A 16356-nucleotide genomic window follows, 5' to 3' on the forward strand; every position below is an offset into this window, starting at 1 on the left:
ACTCAGGTGCCGAACGAGTGGACCGACTCACGAACCGACCTTGCGCTTGTTCCATACGTCGAAGCCGACCGCCGCCAGCAGCACCAGGCCCTTGATGACCTGCTGCCAGTCGGTGCCGACGCCGACGAGGTTCATCCCGTTGTTCAGCACGCCCAGGACCAGACCGCCGATGATGGCGCCGAGTACGGTGCCGACACCGCCGGCCATCGACGCTCCGCCGATGAACGCGGCGGCGATCGCCTCCAGTTCGAAGTTGAGGCCGGCCTTGGGAGAGGCCGCGTTGAAGCGGGCGGCGAACACCAGACCCGCCAGGGCCGCGAGCATGCCCATGTTGAGGAAGACCAGGAAGGTGACCTTCCTGTCCCGCACGCCCGACAGCTTGGCCGCGGGCAGGTTGCCGCCGATGGCGTAGATATGACGGCCGATGACGGCGTTGCGCATCACGTAGCCGAACCCGACCAGCAGCACACCGAGGATCAGCAGCACGATCGGGGCGCCCTTGTAGCTGGCCAGCAGCAGCGTCACCACGAGGACGGCCGCGGCGAGCGCGACCAGCTTCAGCACGAACAGCTTGGCGGGCAGGACGTCGAGGTCGAACTCCTTCTGCCGCCTGCGGTCGCGCACCTCCTGGAGGACGACGAGGGCGATCAGCGCGAGGCCGAGCAGCAGGGTGAGGTTGTGATAGTTGGTCTCCGGCCCCACCTCGGGCACGAAGCCGTTGGCGACCTTCTGCAGACCCCTGGGGAACGGGCCGAGGGTCTGGCCCTCCAGGAAGATCTCGGTGAGACCGCGGAAGGTCAGCATGCCCGCGAGGGTCACGATGAACGACGGTATGCCGCCGTACGCGATGAACCACCCCTGTACAGCGCCCGCGATGGCGCCCACGGCCAGACACAGCACCACCGCGACCGGCCAGGGCAGATCGTTCCTGACCATGAACACCGCGGCCATGGAGCCGACGAACGCCGTCAGCGAGCCGACCGACAGGTCGATGTGGCCGGCGATGATGACCAGCATCATGCCGATCGCGAGGATCAGGATGTAGCTGTTCTGCAGCACCAGGTTGGAGACGTTGCGCGGCAGCAGCAGGTCGCCTTCGGTCCACACCGCGAACAGCACCACGATCAGACCGAGCGCGATCAGCATGCCGTACTGCCGCATGTTGCGGCGCATGCCGTCCAGCATCAGCCGGAGCAGGCCGTCACCGCTGCCCGTCCCGTTCCGGCCCGGCGGCGCGGCGGCCGGGGTCTTGTCGGTGACTGTGCTCATCGGGACACCTCTTTGTCCTTCGTCATCTGACGCATCAGCGATTCCTGGGAGGCCTCGGCCCGCGAGAACTCACCGGTCAGCCTTCCTGCGGCCATCGTGTAGATGCGGTCGCACATGCCGAGCAACTCGGGCAGTTCGGAGGAGATGAAGACGACCGCCTTGCCCTCGGCGGCCAGCCGGTCGATGACCGTGTAGATCTCGTACTTGGCGCCGACGTCGATGCCGCGCGTCGGTTCGTCCAGGATCAGCACGTCGGGACCGGCGAAGATCCACTTGCTGAGCACGACCTTCTGCTGGTTGCCGCCGGACAGCTTGCCCACCGGCTCGAACACCGTCGGCGCCTTGATGTTCATGGACGTACGGAAGCCCTCGGCGACCTGACGCTCCTGGTGCTCGTCCACGACACCCCGCCTGGCGACCTTGCCGAGGGCGCTGAGCGAGATGTTGCGGTTGATGGTGTCGATGAGGTTCAGGCCGTAGTGCTTGCGGTCCTCGGTGACATAGGCGATGCCGTGTCCCACCGCGTCGGGGACGGTCCTGGTACGGATCTCCTTGCCGTCCTTGAGGACGGTGCCGCCCGCGTGCCGGCCGTAGGTGCGGCCGAAGACGCTCATCGCGAGCTCGGTGCGCCCCGCGCCCATCAGTCCGGCGATCCCGACGATCTCGCCGCGCCGGACGGTCAGCGACACATCGTCGACGACCTTGCGCTGCTGGTCGATGGGGTGGTGCACGGTCCAGTTGCGGATCTCCAGGGCCGGGGCGGTGCCCTCCTCCGGATGGTGCGGGCTGCGCTCCGGGAAGCGGTGCTCCAGGTCCCGGCCGACCATCCCGCTGATGATCCGGTCCTCGCTGGTCTCCGGGGCCTTCACGTCGAGCGTCTCGATGGTCCGCCCGTCCCGCAGGATCGTCACCGAGTCGGCGACCCTGCGGATCTCGTTCAGCTTGTGCGAGATGATGATCGCGGTGATGCCCTGTTCCTTCAACTGCAGGATCAGGTCGAGGAGTTTGCCACTGTCCTCGTCGTTGAGCGCCGCAGTTGGCTCGTCGAGGATGAGCAGCTTCACCTTCTTCGACAGCGCCTTGGCGATCTCCACCAGTTGCTGCTTGCCGACGCCGATGTCGGCGACGCGGGTCTCCGGGTGCTCGTCGAGCCCGACCCGGCGCAGCAGTTCGGTGGCGTGCCTGAGGGTCTCGTTCCAGTTGATGAAGCCGCGTGTGGCGTGTTCGTTGCCGAGGAAGATGTTCTCGGCGATGGAGAGGTAGGGCACCAGGGCCAGCTCCTGGTGGATGATCACTATGCCGTGCTGTTCGCTGGCCCGGATGTCCTTGAACCGGCAGACCTCCTCCTCGAAGAGGATCTCCCCCTCGTAGGTGCCGTGCGGGTGGACGCCGGAGAGGACCTTCATCAGGGTCGACTTGCCGGCGCCGTTCTCGCCGCAGATGGCGTGGACCTCGCCCCGCTGGACGGTCAGGCTGACGTCCGACAGCGCCTTGACGCCGGGAAAGGTCTTGACGATCGAGCGCATTTCCAGGACGGGTCCCGCCATGGTCGTGCCTTCCAATCCACGTAAGCCGGCGGTCAGTTGAGATCACTTTCCTTGATGTAGCCGGAGTCGACGACGGCCTCCCGGTAGTTCTCCCTGTCCACCGCCACCGGCTCCAGCAGATAGGCGGGAACGACCTTCGCGCCGTTGTCGTAGGTCGTGGTGTCGTTGGTCTCGGGCTTCTTGTCGTTGAGCAGCGCGTCGACCATGCCGGTCGCCACCTTGGCGAGTTCGCGGGTGTCCTTGTAGACGGTCATCGACTGCTGGTCGGCGATGATCGACTTCACCGAGGCGACCTCGGCGTCCTGACCGGTGACGACCGGCAGCGGCTTGTCCTTGCTGCCGTAGCCGTCCGACTTGAGGGCGGACAGGATGCCGATGGAGATGCCGTCGTACGGCGAGAGCACCGCGTCCACCCGGTCGCTGCGGTAGGCCGACGTCAGGATGTCGTCCATGCGCTTCTGGGCGGTGCCGCCGTCCCAGCGCAGGGTGGTGACCTGGTTCAGCTCGCTCTGCTTGGACTTGACGACGAGCTGCTTCTTGTCGATGTAGGGCTTCAGCACGTTCATGGCGCCCTGGAAGAAGTAGCGGGTATTGTTGTCGTCGTTGGAGCCGGCGAACAGCTCGATGTTGAAGGGGCCCTTCTTGCTGCCGTCCTTCAGTCCGAGCTTCTCGACGATGTAGGTGCCCTGGAGCTCGCCGACCTTCTCGTTGTCGAACGAGGCGTAGTAGTCGACGTTCTCGGTGCCGAGGATCAGGCGGTCGTAGGAGATCACCGGGATGTCGGCGTCCTTGGCCTGCTGCAGGACGTTGTTCATCGACTTGTTGTCGATGGCGGCGACGATCAGGGCCTTCACGCCCTGCGTGATCATGTTCTCGATCTGGGCGACCTGCTGGTCGGGGTCGTCCTCGCCGTAGGCCAGCTTCGTCTTGTAGCCCTTGTCCTCCAGGAGCTTCTTGACGTTGTTGCCGTCGGCGATCCAGCGCTCGGAGGACTTGGTCGGCATGGCGATGCCGATGGTGGCTCCCTTTGAGCTCCCCTTGTCCTCCTCGCTGCCGCCCTCACTGTTCTGGCCGCAGGCGGACAGAGTGAGGGCGAGGGAGGCGGCTCCGGCTATGGCGGCGAGGACGGCTCTGCGGTTACGCATGATCATCATCCTTGATCGGTGGGCGGTGTAGGTCCGGACGAGCGGGACGCTTTCCGGGGATGGGGACCAGAAGACCGGGAACGAATGCGTGGGATTGTGCGCGGCTGTGTCTACTTCTGTGAAGCCGAGTTTCCGGAACGTTATGACGGACCGTCGAACCGGCTCAGATCCCCCGGCAATCGCGACCCGAGCGGCGCCATGTCACCGTCCGCGCCATGCCGGGCCAGCAGATCCAGCGCCAGCCGCCCGCGCCGCACCCGCTCCTTGGCGGTCGCCAGGGTCAGCTCGCGCAGCTGATGTCCGTACGGATAGATCCCCGGCGCCTTCGCCAGCCCGAACTTCAGATACAGCGGGGCGCCGCGCCGGATGAGTTCGGCGACCTCGTACATCCGCACATAGCCGCCCAGGTCGTCCGGCGCCTCGATGTACATGTCCAAAGGTGCGGCCGAAACCCGTCGAATCTCGGTCAGGTGAGCGAGCGCCAGATCGCTCGGCACGTTGATGGAGTCGGCGCCGAGCCGCTCGTGGACCGCGAACGAGGCCGGGTTGACCGGCCCGACGAGCGCCGAGACCTTCAGGGTGGTGTCGTACGGCAGGATGCCGGCCGCCCGTGCGCGGTGCAGCGTCCACAGCACGCCCTCGTCGGCGACGAGCAGACACCTCACGCCCAGCTCCGTGGCCCGCACCGCGTCCTCGACACAGCCGGCCACCGCGTCATGGCCGCGGGCGCGCAGCCCGGCACCGTGCGAGTCGGTGCGGACGGAGCCGCCGATGTCCCAGGTGCCGCGCGGACCGGTGAACAGGCAGAGCTCGATGTCCCGCCCCTCGGTGGCCTCGACCATCTCGGTGATCTCGGCGTCGGTCAGCATCCACACGCCGCTGCCTTGGCTGATCCGGTGGATCGGCACATCGAGGCGCGAGGCCTCCTTCAGTACCACCGCCAGTGCCTCGGGCCCCTCGCACGAGGGAATCTCGGTGCGCCAGCGGCCGCCGCCGGGAAAGGTGTGGGGCGAGGCATCGGCGGGGTCGAGGGCGGGTGCGCCCAGTCCCAGCGCGGTGAGCGCCTGCTCACCGGGCCGGCGGGGCGCCTGGGCGGAAGCGTCGGTCACGGGTTGTCCTTTGTGTTCGATATACCGGACAAAGTTCGTACGGGCTGATACGGGAACCGACAGACCGCCCCCTACCGGCCCACGCTCTAGGGACGCAGCAGGACCTTGCCGACCCTCGGATCGCCGGACCCCACCAGCGCGACGGCTTCCGGGAATTCAGCGAGCGGCAGCTCGTGGGTGACCAGCGGCAGCGGATCGAGCAGGCCGGCGGCGAACACCCGCACGGTGTGCGCCCAGGCGTTCGGCGGCGCGCCGAAGACGGTGTGCACCTCCAGCTGCCGTACGACCAGATCCGTCGGGTCCAGCCCATCGGCGCCCGGCGCGGGAATACCGGTCAGCACCAGCCGTCCGCCGCGCCGCAGCAGCGAGGCGGCCGTGCGGGCCGCGTCCGCGGACCCGGCGGTCTCGATCACCATGTCGAAGTCGTCAGGGAGCGGCCGGTCCTTCGTACGGAAGCCGGTGGCCCCGTACCGCCGTGCCAGCGCCTCCCGGCCGCCCCGGGTGCCGACGACCAGCAACTCGGACGGGGAGTTGGCCCGCAGGAACTGCACGGCGAACATGCCGAGCGTGCCGGTCCCGACCACCGCGACCCGCTCACCCGGAACGGCGTTCGCCTTCAGTGCGGCGGCCGCGACACAGGCGGCCGGCTCGAGCAGCGCGGCGGCGCTCAGGTCGGCGTCGTCCGGGAGGACGTGCAGCAGCCGGGCCGGCAGGGTCAGCGTGGCCGCCATGGCGCCCGGCTGGGTGAAGCCGGTCTCCTCGTACCCCGCCGTGCACAGCGTCGTCTCACCGGCGTGACAGCGGTCGCAGACCTGGCAGTTGCGGAACCCCTCCCCGACCACCTTGCGGCCGACGAGCGTCTCCGGCACGCCCGCGCCCACCCGCCGCACGATGCCGGACCACTCATGACCCGGCGTCAGCGGATAACGCACGTATCCCTGGGGCCGGTTGCCCTGGTACACCTCGCGGTCGCTGCCGCAGATACCGGCGGCGTGGACGCGGACGAGCGCCTCGCCCGGTGCGGGATCGCGCGGCTCGTGCGGGACCAGCCGGTGCTCGCCGGGTCCCTCGACGACGACGGCGGTGCTCACTGCGCCCCCTTGGGCTTGCGCCGCTCCCAGCCCTCGGCCCACAGGTCGAACCGGGCCTGCTGCTGCGGGAACTCGGCCGCCGCGTCGACGTCCAGCTCCACGCCCAGACCGGGCGCGTCGGAGACGTGGAAGCAGCCGTCCTCCGGGTTCACCTGCGGCGCGCCCTTGACGACCTTCTTGATCTCCGCGTCGGCGAAGTCGTTGAAGTGTTCCAGGACCTTGAAGTTCGGGGAAGTGAAGCCGACTTGCAGGGACGCGGCGGTGAGCACCGGGCCGCCGACGTTGTGCGGGGCGACCAGCATGTAGTGCGTTTCCGCCGTCGCCGCGAGCTTGCGGGTCTCCCAGATGCCGCCGATATGACCGACGTCCGGCTGGAGGATGTCGGCCGCCTGGCTCTCGAACAGCTCCCGGAACTCGATGCGGTCATGGATGCGTTCACCCGTGGCGACCGGCATGTCGACCTTCGCGGCGACCTTCTCCAGCGCCTTGAGGTTCTCCGGCGGCACCGGCTCCTCCAGCCAAGCGGGCTGGAACGGCGCGAGCTCCCGGGCGAGACGGACGGCGGTGGCGGGGGAGAAGCGGCCGTGCATCTCCAGCATCAGCTCGGCGTCGGGACCGATCGCGTCCCGCACGGCCTCGATCAGCGAGACGGCGTACAGCGTCTGCCGGTGGTCCAGCTCGAAGTGCCCGGTGCCGAACGGGTCGATCTTCAGCGCCCGGTACCCGCGCTCCATGACCGCCCGCGCGGCCTTGTGGTACGCCTCCGGGGTGCGCTCGGTGGTGTACCAGCCGTTGGCGTACGCCTTGACCTTGTCGGTGACCTTGCCGCCGAGCAGCTGCCACACCGGAACCCCGAGAGCCTTGCCCTTGATGTCCCAGCAGGCCATCTCGACCACGGCGACACCGGACATCACGATCTCGCCGGCGCGGCCGTAGTCGCCGTACTTCATCCGGCGGACGAGATCCTCGACGGCGAACGGGTCCGAGCCGACAACGTGGTTGACCGCGGCTTCCTTCAGGTAGCCCAGCAGGGCGTCGGTGCGGCCCAGCATCCGGGTCTCGCCGACTCCGGTGATCCCCTCGTCGGTGTGCACCTGTACGTACGTCAGGTTGCGCCATGGCGTCCCGACCACGTGTGTGCTGATTCCGGTGATGCGCACGGCAGTTCGCCTCTCGCCTGTTCGATATTTCGGCACGCGTTCGAGATGCTGGCGTGACAGTAAGGACGGGGTGATGGGGGTGTCAATGGGTCGCGCGCACAACGGTTTCGGCAGTTTCGAAACCTATGCGCAAGGGTCCGCACCAAACCTTCACAGCAAGGCCTATGAACCGGACCCGAGCGGAACCTAACCTTCCCGCGTCATGGACTTTTGCCACCCGTGCCAACGGCACCTGAATGGCGCCCTGGCCTGCCCCGGCTGCGGCACGCCCGTCGAGACGCCCAGCGCCCCTCGGCCGCAGGAACCTGCCGCGGGTCCGGCCCAGGCCGAGGAAAGCGCCGAGCGGCATGGCGAGCCTGACGAGGAGTCGGAGGAAGCGCCGCCGCGTGGACGGCGGGCCGCACGGCGCCGTGGGGGCAGGGCGGGGGACGAGGACTCCTCCGCGGGGCAGAGCCGCCGCGACCGCAAGGCCGCGGCGCACCGGCGTCGGCGCAATCGCACCCTGCTCATCGTGGCGGGCTTCGTTCTCGCCGCGGGCGGACTGAGTCTCGCGGAACTCGGGCTGGACGCGCCCGGGTCGACGCCGGAGCCGGCGGCGGCCGGGGAGTCGCCGGACGGCGGCTCGACGAAGGTGGAGCCGTCGGGGGCGGCGAGCGGTGCAGCGTCCGGGGAGACGCCGGCGGTGTCGCCCAGTGTCAGTGCGTCCGACTCTTCGTCGGCTTCCGCGTCGCCGTCGGGGGAGGAGTCGGAGGAGCCGGAGGAGTCGACGGGGGAGGACGCTACGAGCGCGCCCGCGAACGTGCCGTCGCCTGACGCGCCGACGACGCCTGCTCCTGCGGAGCCTCCGTCGGAACCGGAGACGCCGGAGGCGGACCCGACGACGAAGAAGCCCGAGCCGGAGCCTGAGCCGACGGAGACGTGCGACCGGTTCCTGTGGTGGTGCACGTAAGCCTGCGGCGCGGGTGCGTGTGCAGCGCGCCCGGTGCGTGAACGCCGGCCCGCGTGGGTGCCGGCCGGGGGCCTTCGGACATCCCGGCGCCTGTCGCTGCCCCCCGTCGGTGTGGACCGGGGGGTGTCTGCGCAGCCCGGCGCAGGCGGGGTGCCGTCGCGCCCACCCTCCCCCACTCTCGACTTCGCTCGAGCGGGGGGACCCCCATCGCCCTGGGGGCACCTCCCAGGCCCTTAAGGCACTGGGGGAGGCACGACTGCCCGCGGAGGGCGGCAGTCGGCCGCGGATCGCGGCGGCGGGACGCGGGAGCGGCGGGCGGCTGCCCGCGGATCGCGGCAGCGGCGGCGCGACTGCGCGCGGATGGCGGGAGCGGTGGCACCACTGCCCGCGGACCGCGGGAACGGTGGCACCACTGCCCGCGGATCGCGGGAGCGGTGGCGTGGCTGCGCGCGGCTTGCGGGAGTGGCTGGCCGCAGTCGCGTGCGGCAGGAGGCGGGGATGGCGGTGGGCGCGGGGTAGTCGCCGACGGCGGGGAGGGGGCGGGGCGGGCGTGTTCGCCCGCAGTGGCTGGCGCGTCCGCGCCGTTCAGCTCTACCAGCAGGCACAGTCGCGCCAGTCCGAGGACGGACATCCCCGACCCGACCCCGCACCACCCACCCGCCGTGGGCGCTACGCGCACCCCCACCGGAGGGAAAGCTGCGCCGCAGGCATTCAGTCGACTTCCAGCATGCGGCGCAACGCGTCCCGCAGTGCCACCCGCTCCCCCTCCGACAGCCCCGCAAGCGGCTCGCGGGCGAACCGCAGGGACTCCTGCAGGCTCCTCGCCACCCGCCGCCCCTCAGCCGTCGCCGCCGCCAGCTTCACGCGCCGGTCCGCAGGGTCCGGCCGCCGTTCCGCCAGCCCCCGCGACTCCAGCCGGTCGACGATGCCGGTCACGTTCGACGGCTCGCACTTCAACCGCTGCGCCAGCTTCCGCATGGGCAGCGGCTCCAGCGACAGCAGGCTCAGCAGCCTCGCCTGGGCACCCGTCAGCGCATGACCGGCCGCCGCTTCCTCGTACTCCTCGTGATACCGCGCCACCACCGCGCCGATGAGCTCGACGACCTCAAGGGTGAGCGCGTCGGGACGGCTGGATGCGGTACGCGGTGGTGTGGCCATGCTCTCCAGCGTACCCACTTGCTTGACATCCTGAAATGTTCAGCCGCATGGTTGTTTCAGGTACTGAAGTATTCCCAGGAAAGGTGCCAGGTCATGTCCGACGCCCCCACGCCCCCCACCACCGGCCGCGAGTGGCATCTGATGAGCCGGCCCGTCGGCTGGCCGAAGCCCGAGGACTTCGCCCTCGTGGAGACGGAGATCCCCGCCCCGGCCGAGGGGCAGGTGCTCGTACGGAACGCGTACCTCTCCGTCGACCCGTATATGCGCGGCAGGATGAGTTCCGCCAAGTCCTACGTCGCCCCGTTCGAGCTGGGCAAGGTCATGCAGGGCGGTGCCGTCGGCGAGGTGATCGCCTCGAACGCCGAGGGGATCTCCGTCGGCGACCACGTCCTGCACTTCTTCGGCTGGCGTGAGTACGCCGTCGTGGACGCGAAGAACGCCGTCAAGGTCGACCCCGAGGCCGCGCCCCTCCCGGCGTACCTGGGCGTGCTGGGCATGACCGGCCTCACCGCCTATGCGGGGCTGCTGCGCACCGCCTCCTTCAAGGAGGGCGACTCCGTCTTCGTGTCCGGTGCCGCGGGCGCCGTCGGCAGCCAGGTCGGCCAGCTCGCCAGGCTCAAGGGCGCCTCCCGGGTGATCGGCTCCGCCGGCTCCGACGAGAAGGTCAAGCTCCTCGTCGAGGAGTACGGCTTCGACGCCGCGTTCAACTACAAGAACGGCCCCGTGAGCGAGCAGCTGCGCGCCGCCGCCCCGGACGGGATCGACGTCTACTTCGACAACGTCGGCGGCGACCACCTGGAGGCGGCCATCGGCAGCCTCAACCGGGACGGCCGTATCGCGATCTGCGGCATGATCTCGGTGTACAACGACACCGAGCCCGCCCCCGGCCCGCGCAACCTCGCCCGGCTGATCCAGACCCGGGGCCGCATCGAGGGCTTCCTCGTCAGCGACCACTACGACCTCCAGCCGCAGTTCGTGCAGGAGGTCGGGCCCTGGGTGCGCTCGGGCGAGCTGAAGTACCGGGAGACCGTCGTGGAAGGCATCGAGAACAACCTCGAGGCGTTCCTCGGGGTGCTGCGCGGCGACAACATCGGAAAGATGATCGTCAAGCTCTGACGGCCCGTGGGGTGCGGCCCTTGTCCGTCGGCTGCGGCCTGGTGGTCGTATGCCTGCGGCGCAGCTGTCCCTCCGGTGGGGGTGCGCGTAGCGCCTACGGGTGGTGGGTGGTGCGGGGCCGGGTCGGGGGTGTCCGTCCTCGGACTGGCGCGACTGTGTCGGCTGAAGAGGCCAAGGGCGCGGACGCGCCAGTCGCTGCGGGCGGGCACCCCCGCCCCGTCCCCTCCCCGCCGTCGGCGGCTGTTCACGCCCGCCCCGGTAGGGTGCACCCCATGCACGATCTTGGGGCGGGTTTTCGGTATCTCGTGAAGGGCCAGCAGTGGGTCGGCCGGCACGGGAAGCAGTTCGGGTTCGGGCTGCTCCCCGGGCTGATCACCCTGGTGCTTTACGCGGCCGCACTGGTCGCACTGGCCCTGTGGGGCGCGGACTTCGTCGCCTGGGCGACCCCCTTCGCGGACGACTGGTCCAGCCCCTGGGCCGGCCTGTTCCGCGGCTTTCTCACCGCCGTGCTGTTCGCCCTCGGACTCCTTCTGTCCGTCGTCACGTTCACCGCGGTGACCCTCCTTGTGGGCCAGCCGTTCTACGAGAACCTCTCCGAGAAGGTCGACCGCGACGTCTCGCCCGACGGCACCGCGCCCGCGTCCGGTCTGCCGCTGATGCGCGAGCTGTGGATCTCCGCCCGCGACAGCCTCCGTATTGTTGTGCGTGCTCTGGTCTGGGGTGTGTTGCTGTTCGCCCTCGGGTTCGTCCCGGTGGTGGGGCAGACCGTCGTACCCGTGGTCGGCTTCCTCGTCACCGGGTTCTTCCTCACCGAGGAGCTCACCTCCGTCGCCCTCCAGCGGCGCAGGGTCGAGGCGCGCGAGCGGCTAGCACTGCTGCGCTCCCGCAAGGCCCTCGTCTGGGGCTTCGGCACACCCCTGGCGGTGGCGTTCGTCATTCCGTTCGTCGCCGTGTTCCTGATGCCGGGCGCGGTCGCCGGGGCCACGCTGATGGCGCGCGACCTGGTGGGTGAGGAGACGGCCGGGGACGGCTCCGAGGAGACCGAGGGCGTCACCTCGTGACCGAGGTCCTCGCCGTCGCCGTCATCACCGTCCTGGCCGTGATCGCCCCGGGCGCCGACTTCGCCATGGTCGTGCGCAACAGTTACCTGTACGGCCGCCGCACCGGACTCCTCGGCGCGCTCGGGGTCGCCGCCGGTGTCCTGGTGCACGTCACGTACACCATGCTCGGCGTGGGACTGCTGATCGCCTCCTCCGCCTTTCTCTTCACCGTCATCAAGCTCGCCGGCGCGGCCTACCTCGTGTACATCGGCGTGCGCACCTTCCGCGCTCGGGGCGAGGTCACCGTCGACCTGGAGAACAGGACCGGCCTGACACCCTTCGCGGCGCTGCGCACCGGCTTTCTGACCAATGTCCTCAACCCGAAGACGACCCTCTTCGTCGTCTCGACCTTCGCCCAGGTCGTCAGCCCCGGCACCCCGGTGCCACAGCAGGTGGGCTACGGCCTGTTCATGTCGCTGGCCCACCTGCTGTGGTTCGGCGTGGTCGCGGTGTTCTTCTCGCAGGATCGGATGCGCGGCCTGATGCTGCGCGGCCAGAAGGTCCTCAACAAGGTGATCGGATCCGCCCTGGCCGGCCTCGGCGTCAGTCTCGCGTTCGCTCCGTCGCACTGATCGCGACGGTCACGATCGACCGCACCTGGCCGATGATGTCGAGCCGGTTCCGTACGAACTCGGGGTCGGTGATCTCCGTGGTGTTGCCGGAGCCGAACCGCAGGACGGGTGTGTGTACATGGCCGCCCGGCAGTTCCTCGTGCAGGCCGAGCCGGTCCCGCAGCAGGGTCGCCCGGTAGGCGATCTCGTTGGAGAGGTAGTCCCCGCCGCCCCCGGCCCGGGCGGTGGAGCCGGGCGTCGGCCCGTCGGGACGGACGACCGCCTCGGTGCCGCCCGCCGGGATCTCGGTCACGCTCGTGTTGTCGTACACCGGGAAGCGCCCGGTGTCCGCGGCGACGATCTCCGCGTACGGCAGCGTGGTCGACGTCCACTGCGGCTGCGTGGCCGGGTCGGCGACCGGGACCGTCTCCCTGCGGCCGATGTTCTCGTTGTCCCCGAAGCCGCCCCGCCAGGCCCCGTTGGTCCGCTCGATGTCGAAGCGGCCCACCCGGCCCTGGCTCACGGTGGTGAACAGGTCGACCTTCGGCAGGTGCGGCCGCAGGGCCCGCTCCACCGTGCCCTCGGTGAAGTCTCGCCAGCGCACCGGGAACACGGCCGTCTCGATGCGAGCGGGGCCGGACGCGGTTTCGATCACCGTGCCGTCGAGGGCGAGCGCGACCGCACCGGACGGGTTGGAGATGCGGATGTCACGGTCCAGGGTGAAGGGGTCGAAGCCGGTCACGAGGATCCGCTTCGTCTTGTCGCCGTGGGGGTAGTGGACGGCGGTCTGCCCGCGCGAGGTCCGCTCCAGCGCGTCGAGCAGCCGCGCCCGCTGCTGGTCGTCCAGCCCGAAGTCCGGCTGCCAGGTGCGCAGTTCACGGGTCATGCCGAGCCGCGCCCAGTACAGCGGGCGGTCGTCGTCCCGGCTGAGGTCACCGCCCGCCGGGCCACGCCCCTGCGCCCGGTCGACGGCTCTGCGCCACAGCTCCGTTCCCTCCCGTACGACGGCGCGCCGGGCCTGAGCGTAAGAGCGCGCGCGGTCCAGGGCGGTGGTCAACTCCGGTGCCGCGTCGGCGAATCCGGAGCGGCGGAGTATCTCCTGCGGGGCGGCCCCGTCGAGACGGCGTTCCTCGACGGTGGGGGCCGGGGCCGGGTCGGCCGCGGTCGCCGTGGTGGTGGGGGCGGCGAGGCCGGTCAGCAGGGCCATGCCGACGACACCGATGCGAACACGTAGCGAGGTCAAGGGGGTTGGGGCCTTCCGTCGTCGTGGGGGTAGGGGTACGGGATGCCGGAGGCCGCAGTATCGCGTGACAGGAGTGGTCCACGCCATGGGGCGGGGCTCAGATGGGCATGAGCGCCGCCGCTTCCCGCAGCGCGTGGAGGAAGCCCTCGGCGGCCGGTGTCAGGGGCCGCCCGCGCACGGTCGCCGCGTACACCGTCGAGCACTCGCAGCACGGCGATGTCCGGGCGCACGGACCCGGCGGCCAGCGCCGGGACCAGGGCGACGCCGAGACCGGCCGCCACGTACCCCTGCTTCGCGGCCCACTCGGCGACGACATGCGCGACCCGCGGACGGAACCCCTGCCGCAGGGCGGCGTCGAGCAGGGTGCCCTCGGGCCGTGCACCGCCGGAGATCCAGTCGGCGTCGGGGCGAAGAGGTCGAGCGGTACCGGTCCGTCCCGGCCAGCGGGTGCCCGGCGGGGAAGGCGACGTCCAGGGGTTCGTCGAGGACGTGGTGGAGCGTGTACGCCGCGCGGTGCGCGGCCCGGGGTCGGCACCACCGCGAGGTCGAGTCGGTCCTGGGCCAGCCGGTCCAGCAGGGCGGGGGTGAGTCCCCCTCGCGCATCACGCGGACGTGCGGACGGCGGCCGGGAAGGCCGACAGGGCGTGTGGGCACAGACCGCGTCGGCGGTGGGCGCGTCTTGGATCGGATGGAAAAGGAACAGATGTGAAGGGTTCGTACGGGATTCAAGCGGGCAGCTTGATCAGGGGCCGCGGGCCTGCGGAAGCGATTACCGTCGGGTTCGGGCAGTGCCCACATGAGCAGCCCCGGCCCGGGACCCTGACCCCGGACCGGGGCTCATGTGTGCGGCGGCCGGTGAGCTACCGCACAGAGAATCCGTACACCGTCTCGGAACGGAACACCTCACCCGGCCGCAGCACCGTGCTCGGGAACTCGGGCCAATTCGGTGAGTCGGGGAAGTGCTGCGTCTCCAGCGCGATGCCCGCCCCGGGGACGAAGGGCTCCCCGATGTGGTCCGCGGTGTAGAGCTGCATCCCGGGCTCCGTGGTCGCCACCGTCAGCACGCGGCCGGTCGCCGGGTCGTGCAGCTCGGCCACCTCCACGGGCGTCGCCGTGACCCCCTTGTCGAGCGCGAAGTTGTCGTCGTACCCGGTGCCCGTCTTGCGGGCCTCGCGGAAGTCGAAGCGGGTGCCGGAGACGTCGGCGAGCTCACCGGTGGGGATCAGCTCCGCGTCGGACGGGGTGTAGCGGGAGGCCGCGAGCCGCAGTTCGTGCCCGGACGCGCTGCCGGAGCCCGCCAGGTTCCAGTACGAGTGGTTCGTCAGGTTCACATGCGTCGGAGCGTCCGTCACCGCCTCGTAGACGATCCCCAGCGCGCCCCGCTCGTCGAGCGTGTACGTCACCGACACCTCCAGCCTCCCCGGGAAGCCCTCCTCGCCGTCCTCGGCGGCCAGGGTGAGGCGCAGCCCGTGCTCCACCGGGACGGCGGTCCACACGCGCTTGTCGAAGCCGCGCGCACCGCCGTGCAGCGAGTTCGGGCCGTCGTTCGGTTTTAGGGCGTGGGTGACCCCGTCGAGCGGGAAGCGGGCGCCGGCGATCCGGTTGGCGTACCGGCCGATGAGCGCGCCCAGGAAGGGTTCCGGATGCGCGAGGTAGCCGTCCAGGTCGGAGAACCCCAGCACCACGTTCCCGGTCCGCCCGTCCCGGTCCGGCACCTCGACGTCCTGGACGATCCCGCCGTACGACAGGATCCTCACCCGTACGCCGGCCCGCCGCAGGGTCCAACGGTGCACCGCCGTGCCGTTGGGAAGTGTGCCGAAGAGTTCGTTCATGTGCGAAACGATAGGTCACCACGTCGGCGCCGTGACCGTCCGGTAGGCGATCTCGGCCAGCCTGGCCTGTCCGTCGACGCTGGGATGGAACCAGTCCCAGCGGCTCAGCTGCTCGGTGCCGAAGCGGTACGCGTGCACGGCGCCGCCGTCGAAGCGGCAGCGGCGGTCCTCGGCGCACACCTCTTCCAGCACCTTGTTGTAGTCCTCCACCCGGTCCTGCACCGTCTCGCGCCGCTGCGTCGCCGCCGCGTCGAGCGCGTCCGCGTCGCCGAGCATCGACGGGCAGATGCCCAGCTTCCACACCTGCTTGCCCAGCGCGTTGGTCCGCCCCTGCGACCACAGCCGCTTCAGGTCCGGCACACTCGCCACATACACCTGCGCCTTGGGCAGCGCCTGGCGCAGCGTGCGCAGCGCCGCCCGGAAATCGGCCCGGAAGTCGGCCACCGGCGTCATCGCCGACGTGGTCTCCCGGCAGGCGTCGTTCGCCCCGGCCATCACCGCCACCAGCTCCGGGGAGCGCTGCACCGCCCGCGCCATCTGGCCCGGCAGATCCGCCATCCGGGCCCCGGTCACCGCGAGGTTCCAGCTCCGCTCGGCCGCCCCCGCCCGTCCCAGCAGCCGTACGGCGAGACTGTCGACCTGCTCGCTGCCGCCCGTCGCCCACGACACCTCGGGACAGTCCGACAGCACCGAGCAGGCGTCGAAGCCCCGCGTGATGGAGTCGCCCACCGCGGCGACCGAGTCGGGGGAGGTGTCCCACACGGGGGTGGGCTTCGGGGACGGCCGCCCGTGCTTCGCCTCCGTACCGGACGGGGCGGGGGAGTCGCCGCCGAGGGCGTCGCAGCCCGCCACGCCCAGCGCGGCGGCCGTCACCAAGGCGAGCACGGCCCGTGAACGGCGCGTCCCCCTCCGCGTCGCCTGCTCCATCCGTCGTCTCCCCGCGTGTCGGTCGTGTGGCGGTACCCCCCCAACCTTTAGCAACGCACGGGGGTTCCCGCCCGTCCGCGGCAACGTCCCGCACCCGCACAGGCGTCCTGCCGGGTGAATGGCGGAGTTTCCCCTCACCGGGACGGACGGTACGTCACA

14 protein-coding genes are annotated in these 16356 nt (G+C 70.4%); 4 read left to right on the forward strand and 10 right to left on the reverse strand.

Annotated elements, in window-relative coordinates:
- Positions 1 to 27: 27 nt before the first annotated feature.
- From mmsB to AB0L56_RS16310, 6 genes are all read right to left on the reverse strand, one after another.
- On the reverse strand, positions 28 to 1269 hold the full coding sequence (mmsB, locus tag AB0L56_RS16285) for a multiple monosaccharide ABC transporter permease (protein ID WP_365423817.1): 1242 nt from the start codon (positions 1267 to 1269) through the stop codon (positions 28 to 30).
- Complete coding sequence (mmsA, locus tag AB0L56_RS16290; RefSeq protein WP_365423824.1) at positions 1266 to 2816, reverse strand: multiple monosaccharide ABC transporter ATP-binding protein; 1551 nt, start codon at positions 2814 to 2816, stop codon at positions 1266 to 1268. Before mmsA ends, mmsB begins: the two co-directional genes overlap by 4 nt.
- A gap of 32 nt (positions 2817 to 2848) precedes the next feature.
- Positions 2849 to 3961 (reverse strand): multiple monosaccharide ABC transporter substrate-binding protein, encoded by a 1113-nt coding sequence (gene chvE, locus AB0L56_RS16295; RefSeq protein ID WP_365423827.1) that lies wholly within the window; start codon positions 3959 to 3961, stop codon positions 2849 to 2851.
- A gap of 140 nt (positions 3962 to 4101) precedes the next feature.
- On the reverse strand, positions 4102 to 5070 hold the full coding sequence (locus tag AB0L56_RS16300) for a hypothetical protein (protein ID WP_365423830.1): 969 nt from the start codon (positions 5068 to 5070) through the stop codon (positions 4102 to 4104).
- A gap of 86 nt (positions 5071 to 5156) precedes the next feature.
- A complete protein-coding gene (locus AB0L56_RS16305; protein WP_361022712.1) occupies positions 5157 to 6161 on the reverse strand; it encodes an alcohol dehydrogenase catalytic domain-containing protein in 1005 nt (334 codons plus the stop codon).
- A complete protein-coding gene (locus AB0L56_RS16310) occupies positions 6158 to 7321 on the reverse strand; it encodes a mandelate racemase/muconate lactonizing enzyme family protein (RefSeq protein ID WP_365423833.1) in 1164 nt (387 codons plus the stop codon). Before AB0L56_RS16310 ends, AB0L56_RS16305 begins: the two co-directional genes overlap by 4 nt.
- A gap of 202 nt (positions 7322 to 7523) precedes the next feature.
- On the opposite strand from AB0L56_RS16310, the gene AB0L56_RS16315 reads away from it, so the two are divergent.
- On the forward strand, positions 7524 to 8270 hold the full coding sequence (locus AB0L56_RS16315) for a hypothetical protein (protein WP_365423836.1): 747 nt from the start codon (positions 7524 to 7526) through the stop codon (positions 8268 to 8270).
- A 711-nt stretch (positions 8271 to 8981) separates the two neighbouring features.
- Here the strand turns inward: AB0L56_RS16315 and AB0L56_RS16320 are convergent.
- Positions 8982 to 9428: a MarR family transcriptional regulator gene (locus tag AB0L56_RS16320; RefSeq protein ID WP_361022703.1), complete on the reverse strand. Its 447-nt coding sequence runs from the start codon at positions 9426 to 9428 to the stop codon at positions 8982 to 8984.
- 93 nt (positions 9429 to 9521) lie between these two features.
- Between AB0L56_RS16320 and AB0L56_RS16325 the strand changes: the two genes are divergently transcribed.
- From AB0L56_RS16325 to AB0L56_RS16335, 3 genes are all read left to right on the forward strand, one after another.
- Positions 9522 to 10544: an NADP-dependent oxidoreductase gene (locus AB0L56_RS16325; RefSeq protein WP_361022700.1), complete on the forward strand. Its 1023-nt coding sequence runs from the start codon at positions 9522 to 9524 to the stop codon at positions 10542 to 10544.
- A 272-nt stretch (positions 10545 to 10816) separates the two neighbouring features.
- Positions 10817 to 11605, forward strand: a complete 789-nt coding sequence (locus tag AB0L56_RS16330; RefSeq protein ID WP_365423839.1) for an EI24 domain-containing protein — start codon at positions 10817 to 10819, stop codon at positions 11603 to 11605.
- Positions 11602 to 12216, forward strand: a complete 615-nt coding sequence (locus tag AB0L56_RS16335) for a LysE family transporter (RefSeq protein ID WP_365423842.1) — start codon at positions 11602 to 11604, stop codon at positions 12214 to 12216. The genes AB0L56_RS16330 and AB0L56_RS16335 overlap by 4 nt, the downstream gene beginning before the upstream one ends.
- On the opposite strand, the gene AB0L56_RS16340 is transcribed toward AB0L56_RS16335, so the two are convergent.
- The 3 genes from AB0L56_RS16340 to AB0L56_RS16350 all read right to left on the reverse strand — a co-directional run bounded on the left by AB0L56_RS16340 (position 12188) and on the right by AB0L56_RS16350 (position 16197).
- A complete protein-coding gene (locus tag AB0L56_RS16340) occupies positions 12188 to 13438 on the reverse strand; it encodes a pyroglutamyl peptidase (protein WP_365423845.1) in 1251 nt (416 codons plus the stop codon). The two genes, AB0L56_RS16335 and AB0L56_RS16340, sit on opposite strands and share 29 nt — an antisense overlap.
- A gap of 860 nt (positions 13439 to 14298) precedes the next feature.
- Positions 14299 to 15270 carry an aldose epimerase family protein gene (locus tag AB0L56_RS16345; RefSeq protein ID WP_365423848.1) on the reverse strand — a complete coding sequence of 324 codons (972 nt, stop codon included), beginning with the start codon at positions 15268 to 15270 and terminating at the stop codon, positions 14299 to 14301.
- Between the two features lie 15 nt (positions 15271 to 15285).
- Complete coding sequence (locus tag AB0L56_RS16350) at positions 15286 to 16197, reverse strand: SGNH/GDSL hydrolase family protein (RefSeq protein ID WP_365423851.1); 912 nt, start codon at positions 16195 to 16197, stop codon at positions 15286 to 15288.
- Positions 16198 to 16356 lie beyond the last annotated feature (159 nt).

The organism is Streptomyces sp. NPDC052079 (assembly GCF_040680275.1).
Classification (GTDB): Bacteria; Actinomycetota; Actinomycetes; order Streptomycetales; family Streptomycetaceae; genus Streptomyces.

Coding starts and splice junctions, on each gene's coding strand:
- mmsB (WP_365423817.1), bottom strand. CDS start 1,269: ATGAGCACAGTCACCGACAAGACCCCGGCCGCCGCGCCGCCGGGCCGG.
- mmsA (WP_365423824.1), bottom strand. CDS start 2,816: ATGGCGGGACCCGTCCTGGAAATGCGCTCGATCGTCAAGACCTTTCCC.
- chvE (WP_365423827.1), bottom strand. CDS start 3,961: ATGCGTAACCGCAGAGCCGTCCTCGCCGCCATAGCCGGAGCCGCCTCC.
- AB0L56_RS16315 (WP_365423836.1), top strand. CDS start 7,524: ATGGACTTTTGCCACCCGTGCCAACGGCACCTGAATGGCGCCCTGGCC.
- AB0L56_RS16320 (WP_361022703.1), bottom strand. CDS start 9,428: ATGGCCACACCACCGCGTACCGCATCCAGCCGTCCCGACGCGCTCACC.
- AB0L56_RS16325 (WP_361022700.1), top strand. CDS start 9,522: ATGTCCGACGCCCCCACGCCCCCCACCACCGGCCGCGAGTGGCATCTG.
- AB0L56_RS16330 (WP_365423839.1), top strand. CDS start 10,817: ATGCACGATCTTGGGGCGGGTTTTCGGTATCTCGTGAAGGGCCAGCAG.
- AB0L56_RS16345 (WP_365423848.1), bottom strand. CDS start 15,270: ATGAACGAACTCTTCGGCACACTTCCCAACGGCACGGCGGTGCACCGT.
- AB0L56_RS16350 (WP_365423851.1), bottom strand. CDS start 16,197: ATGGAGCAGGCGACGCGGAGGGGGACGCGCCGTTCACGGGCCGTGCTC.